Source organism: Candidatus Kuenenia sp., from assembly GCF_039794105.1.
Taxonomy (GTDB): domain Bacteria; phylum Planctomycetota; class Brocadiia; order Brocadiales; family Brocadiaceae; genus Kuenenia.
This window is the reverse complement of record NZ_JBDIWA010000004.1, coordinates 120971-134513: the sequence shown is the minus strand read 5'-3', so window position 1 is coordinate 134513 and position 13543 is coordinate 120971. Positions and strand designations below refer to the sequence as shown.

Annotated in this window: 12 protein-coding genes and 1 tRNA gene; 8 read left to right on the top strand and 5 right to left on the bottom strand. The window is 42.0% G+C overall.

The window, feature by feature from the left end; genetic code table 11:
- Nucleotides 1–222 precede the first annotated feature (222 nt).
- From ABJL82_RS04335 to ABJL82_RS04310, 6 genes are all read left to right on the top strand, one after another.
- The gene (locus tag ABJL82_RS04335; protein ID WP_347273496.1) at nucleotides 223–390 is read left to right on the top strand and encodes a hypothetical protein; all 168 of its coding nucleotides are present in this window, start codon (nucleotides 223–225) and stop codon (nucleotides 388–390) included.
- A 187-nt stretch (nucleotides 391–577) separates the two neighbouring features.
- Nucleotides 578–1579 carry a type I glyceraldehyde-3-phosphate dehydrogenase gene (gene gap, locus ABJL82_RS04330; RefSeq protein ID WP_347273495.1) on the top strand — a complete coding sequence of 334 codons (1002 nt, stop codon included), beginning with the start codon at nucleotides 578–580 and terminating at the stop codon, nucleotides 1577–1579.
- Between the two features lie 154 nt (nucleotides 1580–1733).
- The gene (locus ABJL82_RS04325; protein WP_347273494.1) at nucleotides 1734–2930 is read left to right on the top strand and encodes a phosphoglycerate kinase; all 1197 of its coding nucleotides are present in this window, start codon (nucleotides 1734–1736) and stop codon (nucleotides 2928–2930) included.
- A gap of 61 nt (nucleotides 2931–2991) precedes the next feature.
- Nucleotides 2992–3687 (top strand): ribulose-phosphate 3-epimerase, encoded by a 696-nt coding sequence (gene rpe, locus ABJL82_RS04320; protein ID WP_347273493.1) that lies wholly within the window; start codon nucleotides 2992–2994, stop codon nucleotides 3685–3687.
- Nucleotides 3688–3921: 234 nt separating this feature from the next.
- Nucleotides 3922–4740: an acetyl-CoA carboxylase, carboxyltransferase subunit beta gene (gene accD / locus ABJL82_RS04315; RefSeq protein ID WP_347273492.1), complete on the top strand. Its 819-nt coding sequence runs from the start codon at nucleotides 3922–3924 to the stop codon at nucleotides 4738–4740.
- 9 nt (nucleotides 4741–4749) lie between these two features.
- A tRNA-Asn gene (locus ABJL82_RS04310) sits at nucleotides 4750–4824 on the top strand.
- Between the two features lie 751 nt (nucleotides 4825–5575).
- Here ABJL82_RS04310 and ABJL82_RS04305 read toward each other — a convergent pair.
- The 5 genes from ABJL82_RS04305 to recJ all read right to left on the bottom strand — a co-directional run bounded on the left by ABJL82_RS04305 (nucleotide 5576) and on the right by recJ (nucleotide 10447).
- Nucleotides 5576–6106: an HPF/RaiA family ribosome-associated protein gene (locus tag ABJL82_RS04305; RefSeq protein WP_347273491.1), complete on the bottom strand. Its 531-nt coding sequence runs from the start codon at nucleotides 6104–6106 to the stop codon at nucleotides 5576–5578.
- Nucleotides 6107–6483: 377 nt separating this feature from the next.
- Nucleotides 6484–6873: a glycine cleavage system protein GcvH gene (gcvH, locus tag ABJL82_RS04300; RefSeq protein WP_347273490.1), complete on the bottom strand. Its 390-nt coding sequence runs from the start codon at nucleotides 6871–6873 to the stop codon at nucleotides 6484–6486.
- Nucleotides 6870–7967: a glycine cleavage system aminomethyltransferase GcvT gene (gcvT, locus tag ABJL82_RS04295; RefSeq protein ID WP_347273489.1), complete on the bottom strand. Its 1098-nt coding sequence runs from the start codon at nucleotides 7965–7967 to the stop codon at nucleotides 6870–6872. The genes gcvH and gcvT overlap by 4 nt, the downstream gene beginning before the upstream one ends.
- Before the next feature lie 107 nt (nucleotides 7968–8074).
- Entirely contained in the window at nucleotides 8075–8296 is a 222-nt protein-coding gene (locus ABJL82_RS04290; RefSeq protein ID WP_347273488.1) for a hypothetical protein, read from the bottom strand.
- Between the two features lie 417 nt (nucleotides 8297–8713).
- Nucleotides 8714–10447, bottom strand: a complete 1734-nt coding sequence (recJ, locus tag ABJL82_RS04285) for a single-stranded-DNA-specific exonuclease RecJ (protein ID WP_347273487.1) — start codon at nucleotides 10445–10447, stop codon at nucleotides 8714–8716.
- Nucleotides 10448–10773: 326 nt separating this feature from the next.
- Between recJ and ABJL82_RS04280 the strand changes: the two genes are divergently transcribed.
- Both ABJL82_RS04280 and rfbD read left to right on the top strand, forming a co-directional pair.
- Nucleotides 10774–12666, top strand: coding sequence for an ABC transporter ATP-binding protein (locus ABJL82_RS04280; protein WP_347273486.1), 1893 nt, complete (start codon nucleotides 10774–10776; stop codon nucleotides 12664–12666).
- A complete protein-coding gene (gene rfbD, locus ABJL82_RS04275) occupies nucleotides 12663–13529 on the top strand; it encodes a dTDP-4-dehydrorhamnose reductase (protein ID WP_347273485.1) in 867 nt (288 codons plus the stop codon). The genes ABJL82_RS04280 and rfbD overlap by 4 nt, the downstream gene beginning before the upstream one ends.
- Nucleotides 13530–13543 lie beyond the last annotated feature (14 nt).

The following is a 13543-nucleotide window of genomic DNA, read 5'->3' as shown; positions in this document are numbered from 1 at the left end:
GCATTCTGCAACAAACGTATGGTATATTCCGTGAACTATCAGGGGGTATACGACCGTACTGCAACAGTAATTTTTTTGCATTTTTTTGGTAAAATATTTAATTGCCCCTTCTGCAAGTCGGCAATCGGCAATCTACAGTCGGCAAATTGCAGATTGAGGATTGCAGACTGTTTTAGTGTTTGTTTGGTACTTGCTATGCCAGCTTAAGAGGGAGAAATAAAGGTGGATATTTTAAAACAAGTCGCTGAATTAAAAGAATTTTTAGGAAAGGTTTATTGCTTTATCGAAGATAATGAAGATTCATTCAAAGACGGCGTAGAGGCGGAAGAAATGAAAAATGGGCTTTGGAACTGGATGCAGACATTGGCACAATTCTTACCCGAACCTTAATTTTTTGCCAGCACCGCATTTTAAAACTACCCGGGAAATAAAGGCAAACCATGATTTTTAAATACTTGACAAAACATATTTGCCTGCTTAGAATACCGTGTCTTTTCCCGTGGGAAAAGCGCCCTCTTTTATAAAATAGTGAAATACGTATTTTTAATATTTTAGGATAAAAAAACAAGGATAATACATGTCAGTTAGAATAGGAATAAATGGTTTTGGAAGGATAGGAAGGAATGTATTTCGTGTAATATCCAAAAGGAATAATATCGATGTAGTTGCCATTAATGATCTTGCCGATTCAAAATCGCTGGCAATGCTGCTGAAATATGATTCTATACACGGCAGATTTGACGGAAGCATACAAATAAAAGAAAATGCACTCATGGTAAATGGTAAAGAAGTCAGATTGCTTATGGAGAAAGACCCTGCCAGGTTGCCATGGAAATCGCTTGACGTAGACATTGTCATTGAATCTACGGGCATATTTACCTCAAGGGCGGACTGCTCAAAACACCTGGATGCTGGTGCAAAAAAGGTGATTCTTTCAGCCCCGGCAAAGGATAAAACCGACGCAACAATCGTTGTCGGGGTAAACAATAAAGATCTCCGGCCGGAACATAAAATAGTGTCCAATGCTTCATGCACAACGAATTGTTTAGCGCCGCTCGCAAAAGTATTGCATGACAACTTTGGAATAGAAAAAGGGCTTATGACGACAATACATGCATATACGAATGACCAGCGGATAATAGATTTCATGCATAAGGATATCAGAAGGGCAAGGGCTGCGGCAATAAATATTATTCCGACAACAACCGGAGCGGCAAAGGCAATCGGCGAGGTGATTCCATCACTGAAAGGGAAGCTGGATGGCCTGGCCATGCGGGTTCCTGTGCCCAATGGCTCTGTCACCGATTTAGTTGTTATGCTTGCAAAAGAGGTTGATAAGGATGCAATCAATGCTGCGATGAAAGCAGCCGCAGAAGGCGACTTAAAAGGTATCCTTGAATATTGCGAAGACCCCATTGTATCTTCAGACATCATCGGAAATACACATTCCAGCATATTCGATTCCGCTTTAACGTATGTAATTGATAAACGCATGGCAAAGGTGGTTTCCTGGTACGACAATGAATGGGGGTTTTCAAACCGCATGGTTGACCTGATCGAATTAATGAGTCGTCTTTAAAAAAACATCTGCTTTCTTGTGTAATGAAAAATGCTTATTCTCTGCAAATTAACGAATATTTAGCGCTTTCTCCAATAAATTTCCTGCAATCCAAAACGGTTTTTCTCCTGCATTATTTCTAATAAACCTCTTTTTAAAACATAATTACATTTAAATGGAAAAACTATTTATAAAAGACCTGGCGGTTAGAAAAAAGAAGGTTATGGTACGTACGGATTACAATGTACCATTAGACGAAGATGGAAATATAACCGATGATACCAGGATTCGCGCAACATTGCCAACCATCAACTATTTGCTGGATGAGGAAGCAAAGGTAATAATTGCGTCTCATTTGGGAAGACCCGGAGGCAGCGCAAATCCGAAATACAGTTTAAAACCTGTAGCAAGGCGTCTGCAACGTTTTCTGACGGAAAAAGTCAAGGTCACGCTTGCGGAGGACTGTATTGGCGAAGAGATAAAAAAACAGGTAGAGGCGATGAATTACGGAGACGTGCTCCTGTTGGAAAATTTAAGGTTTCATCCCGGCGAGCAAAAAAACGATGCCGGGTTTGCAAAAGAGCTTGCGGGTTTGTGTGATTTGTTCGTACAGGATGCATTCGGAAACTGCCACAGAAATCATGCCTCGATGGTCGGGATAGTCCAGTATGTGCCCGCGGCAGCCGGGTTTTTGATCAAGAAAGAGTTGGACTATTTTGAAAAATCCGTCAACGATCCTATGCGCCCTGTTATTGCCATTTTGGGAGGCTCTAAGGTCTCTGACAAAATAAAGATCATTGAAAATCTTGCCAAAAAGATGGATAAAATCATCATCGGCGGGGCAATGGCATTTACCTTTCTTAAAGCACAGGGAATACCGGTTGGGAAATCGCTGGTTGAAGACAGTATGATTGAGACGGTAAATAATCTAATGGCCTATACAAAGAAAAATGGCACAAAATTATATTTACCGGTAGATTTCGTTGTGGCGGAAAAATTTGACAAAACGGCGGAAACAAAGGTAGTGCCGTTTCAGGAAATACCAGAAAGATGGATTGCCCTTGATATAGGCCCGGCAACGACAAAACTTTTTTCCGAGGTATTGCAGGACGCAAAAACAATTTTATGGAACGGCCCTATGGGGGCGTTTGAAATTGATGCATTCAGCAGAGGAACATACGCCATGGTAGAGATCGTAACAAGTTCTCACGCATCCACCATAGTGGGCGGTGGTGATACCGACATGGCGTTTCACAAAGCAGGGAAAACGCACGAGGTATCATTTATTTCAACCGGCGGCGGGGCTTTTTTAAAATTATTGGAAGGCGGAGATCTCCCCGGGATAGCATCGCTTACGGACAAAAAAACGTAATATACGGACATCTTCCGTAACTTCTCTAATTGATAAATTCTAAACAAAGGAAATACAAAGAATGAGAAACAAGATTAAAATCTCCGCTTCAATATTGGCGGCGAATCCCATGCGCTTTGAAGAAGATATCAAACGCATTGAAGCGGCGGGAATCGATCTCATTCATATTGATGTTATGGACGGCCATTTTGTCCCCAATATTACCATAGGGCCTTTTATTGTTGCGGGGATAAAGCAGATAACAGATGTACCACTAGATATACATTTGATGATCGAACATCCGGAACGTTATGTGGAAGCATTTGCCGGGGCGGCGGAAGGCAATGGAATAATTACATTTCATATTGAGACGGTAGAAAACCCCAAAGAGATTATTTCTCTGATCCGAAGTACGGGGATGAAAGTTGGTATATCGTTAAATCCGGATACGCCGGTAGAAATGGTGGAAAATTTTCTGGATCAGGTAGATATGGCACTCGTCATGTCGGTAAATCCAGGTTTTGCTGGCCAGAAATTTATTCCAATTGCCTTGTCTAAGATCGCAAGGCTCCGCGATAAAGGGCCGGATAAAATGGATATTCAGGTAGATGGGGGAATTACACCTGACAATATTTCCCAGGTAGTAAAACAAGGGGCAAATGTAATCGTAGCCGCTTCTGCTATTTTTAAAACGAGTGACCCTGGCAGTGCAATCAAATCCTTGAAACAAATTGCCGAACAAACCATGGAAAAAGAGGCTGTTAATCTTGTTAACTGATAAATTCCTTTTTATTGTCCGAAGAAGTTGTTTACTGAAAATATATAAAAATAGCTTGTTTTTTGGTTAAAAGGTTTTAAACTATCTCATGTTTTGTTGATAGTTTTCTGTATTTCACCATAGTATATGTGGGATATTTTGCACGGGAAACTTTGCCTAAGTGGTCAAAAACAATATTTACTAATAATGGAGCGAATATCCCTTTTGTTAATTTAATGGGGGCATGGCAATTCAATGGTGTTCTTTAGAAAAAAGAAAGATATGCCAAACGGCTTGTGGATAAGCTGCGACTGGTGCAAAAATTTGGTATATAGAAAAACCGTTGAAGAAAGTTTCTTGGTTTGTCCCGAGTGTGATTACCATTTTCGCATTTTTAGCAGGGACAGATTAAAATTGCTGCTTGATGAAGACAGTTTCGAAGAATATTGGCCTGATATGAAGCCCACCAATCCTTTGAATTTCTTTGACCGCATGTCATACCCGGAAAGGGTTGCTGCCGACCAACTTAAATCCGGGCTGAAAGAGGCCGCCATAGTTGGAAAAGGGAAGGTGAATGGCACTGACATAATGATAGGGATTACCGATCCCGGCTTCATTATGGGGAGTATGGGTTCTGTGGTGGGTGAGAAGATTGCCCGCATAACAGAAAAGGCTATGGAGCAAAAATCCCCTTTGGTGATTATTTCTGGTTCAGGCGGAGGAGCTCGCATGCAGGAGGGTATTTTTTCTCTTATGCAAATGGCAAAAACCAGCGCCGCTATAGCAAGATTTCAAAAGGCGGGAGGGTTATACATATCGGTATTAACGGACCCTTCACTAGGTGGCGTAATGGCAAGTTTTGCTTCATTGGCAGATATTACGATTGCTGAGCCAAAGGCGCTGATTGGCTTTGCCGGCCCCAGAGTTATTCAGGAAACAATAAAACGAACACTTCCGGGCAATTTTCAACGGGCGGAGTTTTTGCTTGAGCATGGTTTTCTTGATATGATTGTACATCGCAAAAACATGAAGCATGAAATTTCCAGGCTGATTCAATATTTGCATGTTAATTAATAAAAATCTTCCTCGGTAGCTCAATGGTAGAGTGGGTGGCTGTTAACCACTAGGTTGTAGGTTCGAATCCTACCCGAGGAGCCAATCTTAATTAGAGGCAGAACTTCAATTCCTGAGGTTCTGCCTTTTTCATTAGATGTGTTGCAAAGCTACGGCTAAACGTATGGGTTGCAACACTTTTACAAATTTTTGCATCCAGTACAGCCCTTTTTATAGCAACCTGCACACGCGTTTCATGAAAATGATACCACCTTATCTCCTTTGTGGAACGGTGGTGGATTTTTCGCCGGGAAAAACCTCTGCAAGACCAATTCTTTCGCGTAGTTTTTATATTTTTTTCCAATGGAATTAAACATAAAAGCGCCACCACAGCCTGAATCCAGTTTTTTTGATGAAGATTTTTTACCCGTTCAGATATAATATAGTGACACGCCCCCCCTATTAATGCGGCCGAGGCATAATCTTAAATCAGGGAAGTGTCCCTCATTTCTTCCCGAAAAAGGATAAAATTGTCTATCTGACCCAGTCTGAGGAGCCTGGGAACGCATTATGCTTCGGTAGTTTAATAGATTACGCTGAATAGTTACGAATTTTATTGTTCATCTTTCGAAAATCTTATTTGTTTGACTATAGTTTCGCATTTTAAATTAGGCTGTGTTTTTAAAAGGCAAAAACCCAACGGCATTCATTTTTACCCACCCCTCAATCCCCTCCTGTAGAGACGCACGGCCGTGCGTCTCTACGTCAAACTCCACTCTAGGGGAGAGGATGGATGGATTTGTTCATTACTTAACTAAAAACATTGAATTTCCTATACAATGTACATAATCGGTCATTACATTACCGTCAAAGAACTCGCCTGCGGGCCTTTTTCTCCTAATTCTTCAGAAAATCGCACTTCCATTCCCTTTTCCAAACGGGCGAAATCATGGTTTAAGACGCTATTTTTGTGAAAATAAATCTCCCGTCCATCGGAAGAAGTAATAAAACCATATCCCTCTTCAGGAAATAAATTGCTGATGTGGGCAATGGGCGTTTCTTCGTGGTGTTTTACCTTTCCGCGCCGCTGAACAACAAAGTCTTCCAGCTTCCGGCGCATTGCGTTAAAGGAATCTTTTACCGCCAGGTGAAAGTCTTCGTTTGGTTTGCGTTTTATCACAAGTTCCGTTCCGGGGAGGGTAACAACAACCTTCACATTATAAAAAAGCCCTTTGTGTTCACGGTGACGAAGGGCTTCCACCACTACCCGGCAACGTATAATCCGGTCATAGGCGGCATCTAACTTTTCCGCATACTTGTGAATATCCGCCTTGTTTGCTTCGGTTAAGTCAAAATCACGTGCAGCAATTTCAAGTAAAAAATTCATGACGTCCCTCCCTAAAAATTCCTTGCCATTCTAACGGATAAAAAGCATATCACTATCGTAAAACTTTCACGATACTTCCTGTATATAAGGTAAACACCCCCCTTGCTCCCTTACTAAAGGGGAATACGGTACAGTCTGCAATCGGCAATCTACAGTCGGCAAATTGCAGATTGCAGATTGTGGACTGTGGACTGTGGAGCGTAGAAATTATTATAAAAACCTCCACTTATTGAGAAGTTCCCTGTCAATAACGTGCAGCTTGCTACTCCCAACCCAAATGAACCGGAAAAGAAATGCGAGGCGGCGCTTTTGTCTTGCAGGAGCGGTATTTTCAACCACTCAGGTTCTCCTTATGGGAAAGGGTTTATGGTGATATTTTACTGTTCGGATTCATTGGCAGCCCGGTATTGGCCCGGACTTAAAAGATCTGCAAGTTCGTTCGGATTGGATATTTCAATATGTAAAAACCATCCCTTACCGTAAGGGTCTTCATTTATTAATTGCGGACTTTCCCTGAGTTCCTGATTAATTTTTGTCACCTTGCCGGAGAGAGGCGCATAAATGTCATATGCAGCTTTTACTGACTCAACGACTGCACAGGGAGCGCCCATCTTCAGTTCTCTTCCTATTGACGGCAATTCAACATACACGATGTCCTGCAATTGATGCTGGGCATGGTCAGTAATGCCAATGGATACTTCATTCCCTTGTATTTTTTTTACCCATTCGTGTGTTTTTGTATACTGAAGTTCATCAGGTATATTCATTTTTTTAACTCCCTCTTATAAAACGGGGTTTTTACAATTCGTGCTTCGTGATAATTATCCCGGATTTGTATTTGTATCTCTTCCCCGGCCATTGCATGCTGATCGGTGATTCTGGCAAGGCCAATGCCTTTTCTCGTCGTTGGGTTAAATGTTCCGCTGGTAACTTTTCCTATCTTCTCTCCCTTTTTCAGAACAGGATAATCGTGACGCGGTATACCCTGGTCCGACATCTCGAATCCAATTATTTTATGTTTGACGCCCCCCGCCTTCTGTTCCAGCAGAGACTCTTTTCCTATAAAAGAATCTTTGTCAAACTTCACCGTCCAGTCAATAAGGGTCTCAAGGGGAGTTACCGTTTCGTCCATATCGTTTCCGTAAAGCAGGAAACATGCCTCAAGGCGTAGAGTATCCCTCGCTCCAAGCCCAACAGGCCTCAGACCCTTCGCCTCGTTTTTTTTCAAAAAAAGATCCCAGAGTCTGAGGGCGTAAGTTGCATCAACCAGTATTTCCACGCCATCCTCGCCGGTATATCCCGTTCTTGAAATAATCATGGATAAATCATCCATTAAAAAATCATCAAAACAAAACCTTTTGAGATATTTAAAGTCAGTCTCCAGGGTATTTTTGAGCATTTGCAGGGAAGACGGACCTTGTAATGCGATAATGGACATTTCATCAGTAACGTTTTTTAATTTCAGTGACCGGTAGGGTTTTGCCTGTTCCGTTAACCACGCCATGTCCTTTTCTGTGTTTGCACAGTTTACGATAAAGAGAAACTTATTCAGGTTCATTTTATAAACCAGAATATCGTCAATAATGCCTCCTTTTTCATTGCACAGAGGTGAATAGAGAGCCTGTTTTTCTGATAATGGCGCTGCGTCATTCGTAATCACCTGCTGTACAAAGGAAAGGGCGTCTTCACCGGAAATCTCAAATTTTCCCATATGGGATATATCGAAAATGCCGGCATTTTTTCGAACAAGGAGGTGTTCATTTATAATACTGTCATATTGTATAGGCATCAGGTAGTTATGGAAAGATACCATCTTTGCATGGTATTTAAGGTGTGATTCATACAGCGGCGTTTTTTTCATCACAAAATACCCCTTAAGTGCGCAAATCTCGCCACAATTCAGACAGATACCTGTGCGTTAATTCCATCGTAAGGCAAGAAAAAATCTTACGGCATAGATGAAGCGTTTTACACTTCATCTATCGTAATGGTAACCGCACGTTTCCCTGATGTGGAAAAAGAAATCGTTTTTATTGTACGGATACAGGGAACATAAATGCGGTCTTTGATCATATACCTTACACTGGGAAAGCCCTTTTTCGTCGTAGCAAAGATTTTTGCACCGGATCGACGCCTGGCAACAACGGCCGCACCGCAAGCAATTGCCTGCCCGCTCTTTAATTGATACACGAACTTCCTGTTTATTGAATATATAATAAATGCGTCTCCATGCCTGAAGCAGAAGCGCAGAACAAAAGATATCTACTCTTTGAATAATTTGATGAACTTTTTTTATTTCAAGCCTGCTGATAAGCTCTGTCACGAATCTCTACCCTCTCCTTAAATTTTCTATCAAATAATTTCCCACAAAGAATAATTGGTTCATTTTGTTTAAAAAAGGCAGGAAAATGTATTCTCCGCCAAAATCGTACGACATAAAATAATCACAAAGGCGTATGGCAATCTGTTTTTGCATTAAACTTTTTACATGATATACGTTTAAAATTCATAGCAAAATTATTTATTTCAGTCAAGACAAATGATCGTAAATTACTGACTTGTTTTTTGCAAAGAACATACTTTTTCAAAAATCTACACTGTTACTACTTATTCACCATCGAACTTGATATCTTTCACTTCAAGTTCTATATTGCTGTTATTCATCCAGTTATTTTCCTTCAAAACAACCGCCAGTGAACATGTGCTGCCATTCTTTAGCAGCCGATCAATTTCATCGCCCATGCCAAATCCGATAGCCTTCATTGATACATTGCCTTGTTTTACGTAAAAGCTGAGGTGTTGTCCATTCGATCCTATGCGACGCGGTTTACCGGCAATCTGCAGGTCTTTTACGGCAAACACGGGGATATGGTTTCCTTCGCCATGTGGAGACAAAAGTTGCAATTCCATTAATAATCCCCTGTTTAACATGGAGAGATTAACCGCTGCGTCAATATTCAGAAAAGGAACAAGGTCTTCTTTCAGGAGTTTTTGCGCCATCATCCTATTCAGCAATGTGCGGAAATCTCCGATATTATCAGGATGAATCTTTAATCCCGCCGCCTGGGCGTGCCCCCCTACGGAAATTAACATATTTTTGCAACACTCTAACGCCTCCAGCATATGAAATGATGGTATGGAACGGGCGGAACCATGCCCAATCTCATCGGCAACGGCAATCATTACCGCAGGACGATTAAACTCTTCCGCAATTTTTGAAGCAATAATGCCGACTATTCCCGGGTGCCATTCCTGGTCTGCCAATACAATCGCCAGCGTTTCATCGAGGTTTATTTCATCTACGATTTTCTGCCTGGCAGTGGAGAGTATGTCAAGCTGCATTGCCCTTCTCCGGTTATTTTCCTCTTCCAGAAAAAGTGCAATTTCTTTTGCCTTTTCTTTGCAAGCCGTTGTTAGCATCTCAACAACGACTCCTGCATCGCTGACACGGCCGGGTGCGTTTATACGTGGACCTAAGCGGTATCCTACATGGGAAGTGTCTAGGTTGATATTGGTGAGTGAAGACACGTCCAGTAGCGCCTGCAGTCCGGGTATTTTTGTTTGCTGCAATGCCCCAAGCCCATATTTTGTCAGGATACGGTTTTCGCCCACAAGCGGAACCACGTCAGCAATAGTCCCCAGCGCAACCAAACCCATAGCGCTTATAAGAAAATCCTTAAACTCTGTCGATACCTTTTTTTGAGGAAAATAGTGCTGGCCAATCGACCATGCCAGCATGAAAGCAATGCCAACCCCGGAAAAATCCCGGAAGGTCTTTTCAGTTGCCTTTAATTTTGGGTTAATTATTGCAAATGCATCCGGGATTTCCTGTGAAGGCTGATGATGGTCGGTAATAATAAGTTCAATGCCATATGATCGTGCAATCTCCGCCTCCCTGCATGCGCTAATGCCGCAATCAACCGTTAAAATAAGATCCGTACCCTCTGCTTTTAACTTAGTAATGGCCTCCGCATTTAAACCATACCCTTCTTCCAGCCTTTCAGGAATATAGTAATTTACCCTTGCATCAAACATTTTCAAACAACGGTACATGAGGGCGGTGGCGGTTAAGCCGTCAACATCATAATCGCCATAGATGACTATTTTCTCTCCGTTGCGTATGGCTTCATTAATTCTGATTGAGGCTTTTTCAATATCGGGAAGGTTGGAAGGGTCTGATAATGTTGATATTTGAGGCTGAAGAAAGCTTTTCGCTGCGCCTACATCTGTAATGCCGCGGTTAATGAGTATCTGTGCAAGTAAGTTTGAAATTCTAAGATTACCTGCAATCTCCGTTTGAAGTTCGATATTATTCGGGGCAATGAACCACCTTTTACTCATAATCCTGTCGTACCAGCAGCGTTAAACCATCATAAAGAAACAGATAACCGTCTTTGAAATCTCTGTAAAATTACAAGAATATAACACGATCAGGGGGCATTCTGCAATTGAATAATATCTATTTGCTGCTTTTATTCCGCCAGCAGGTATTTATCTTCTTTGTTTTTCGGCGTATAATCTTTTTATTGAAAAGCATCTTGTGATGTGATAACATTTTTTATCTATGCGCTCTTCATATCACATGAGTACATAACAAATTGTAATTATCAACCTCGCCATAAGAATCTTTTATTAACGTTTTTCCCGTAGCATATAAGTTTTAATAAATGAAAAATACTTCATTCCTTTCCGAATGCGGAAAACTACTTTCCTTTGCGAAACCCTATTGGAAACAAATGGCGATTGCCATTGGCTGCATGGTGCTTTATACTGCGGCAAATGGTATTCAAATCTCGCTGATTAAGCCGGTTATAGACAAACTGGTATCGGGGGAAATAACTACAACCACAGAACTGCCAACCATTGATATAGACTCCCAAACCGACATCGAAAAAAATACACGGTCTCCGCTGGGAGAATTAAAAAAAAATACCCTAAACAAATTTTCTTTTATCGGAAAATTACGGGAACGAATGACGCGTTCCTTCACCAGTATTGGCATAGTAATAGCCATTCTCGCTCCGGTTATCTTTTTTACCAGTTATTTTCAGCAATATTACAGGAATTTCGTCAGATGGGCTGTTGTTGTGGATATCCGGAACAAGATCTGTGACCACTTGTTGCCTCAGCCGTTAAGCTTTTTCGAGAACAGAAAAAGCGGCGATCTTCTTTCGAGATTGACAAACGACGTCGCTGTTACACAGGCAGGTCTCAAGGTGCTCTTTGATGAGGTGTTATTTCTGCCCATGCAATTGACTTGCGGATTAGTCCTTGCATTCTATTTCAGCTGGAAATTATCTTTGTTTTCTTTAATTATTTTTCCGGTAGTTTTCATCCCTGCCATTTTAATCGGAAAAAAGATAAAGAGGCACGGAAAAGGGAGCTTACGGCATCTCTCCGAACTCACAGATGCGTTTCGCGAGATATTTGCAGGTATCCGGATTGTAAAATCATTCAGGATGGAAGATGAAGAACGTCGCGAAATTCATTTTATCGGAGAACGCTTCCTTAGCAGAACGCTAAAAATGGTAAAGGCAAAATCATTGAACAGCAGCACCAATGATTTTATTTATGCGGTAGGGCTTGCCGCAATGGTTATATTGGGTGGCTATGTCGTTATGTCACATCAAATTACCCCAGGGGAACTTGGCGGATTTATTACCGCAATTGGCTTTATGGTCATCCCCTCTGTTAAGAAGATCGCAAAGAGTTACACGGGTTTGCAGGAATCTCTCGCCGGCGCGAACAGGGTGTTTGAATTATTTAACATAGAATCAAATATAAAGGACTCGCCGGATGCCGTGACGCTGAAAAAAATGGAGGATGGCATTTTCTTCAATAATGTGAGTTTTTCCTATGAAGGGAAAAAAGAACGTGTGTTGGAAAATATATGTCTGAATATACAAAAGGGCGAGGTAATCGCAATTGTAGGAGAAAGCGGGGCAGGGAAATCCACCCTCGTAAATCTGATCTCCCGTTTTTACGACCCGACAGAGGGTTCTATTACTATTGACGGTATAGACCTCCGCCGGATAAAGCGGGAATCGCTTCTTTCGCATATGGCATTGGTTACGCAACAGACATTTTTATTTAACCGGAGCCTGTATGAAAACATTCTTTATGGCAGACGGGATGCAACAATGGAAGAAATCCAGCATGCGGCAAAAGCGGCCAATATTCATGAATTTATTATGTCCCTCCCGGAAGTATACGACACTATAGTTGGAGAAATGGGAGTGAAATTATCCGGAGGACAGCGCCAGCGAATTGCCATTGCGCGTGCTATTCTGAAAAATGCCTCCATCCTGTTGCTGGACGAAGCAACATCCTCCCTGGACTACGAATCTGAAAAATTGGTGCAAGACGCATTGAATAATCTTATTGCCGGGAAAACCACCATCATCGTCGCCCACCGGCTTTCCACTATCCAGCATTGTGATAGAATCATTGTAATGAAACAAGGTCAAATCGTTGAAACAGGCAGCCACGCATCCCTCATACATGATGACGGGGAATACAAGCGTGTTTACCAGTTGCACTCAAATACACTCCATACATGAAGATACTCATTATAGGCTCGAATGGTGCGCTGGGGTGGGAGCTGGCGAATGGGTTGCCGCCTCTTTTTGAAACAGAAAAACAACCCCTCTCCGTCATTTGCGCCAGTCATTCACAAATAGAAATTACCAATGCCTCAAATACTTTTGAGACGATTGCCCGAACCACGCCGGACGTAATCATTAATTGTGCCGCATTTACCGACGTTGACGCCTGCGAAACAAATATCGACAAGGCATATGCCGTGAATGCAGAGGGGGCAAAAAACGTCGCACTGGCGGGAAAAAATCTGAATGCCCGGGTCATCCATATCAGCACTGATTATGTTTTCGATGGCGCTAAGAATACGCCGTATAATGAAACAGACCCGCCCCACCCACTCTCGGTGTACGGCAAATCGAAACGTGCAGGAGAGGAAGCTGTGCAGGAAATAAACGGCAACTATACCATTATTCGGATTTCACGGCTTTACGGGCAGCATAAAAGCAATTTTGTGACAAAAATACTGCATATCGGACTAGAAAAACATGCCGTATCCGTCGTAAGAGACCAATTTGGAAGCCCTACCTATGCCGCAGACCTTGTCCGTGCTCTCCGGTATGTTCTTTCGCTTGATCTTCATGGTATTTATCACATTGCGAATGATGGCATTTGTTCATGGTATGAGTGGGCAAGGGAGATATTTAGATTGTCAAATATACAGGTATCTCTCCAATCCATTAAGGCAGAAGATTTTAAACGCGCAGCCACGGTACCTCAAAACTCCTCATTGAATTGTACAAAGTTTGTACAGGCAACCGGACACAAGATGAGGCCTTGGCAGGAAGCATTGGAAGAGTATCTGGGAAAATATGTACTCCGCTAAGAGGGGGACTGGCA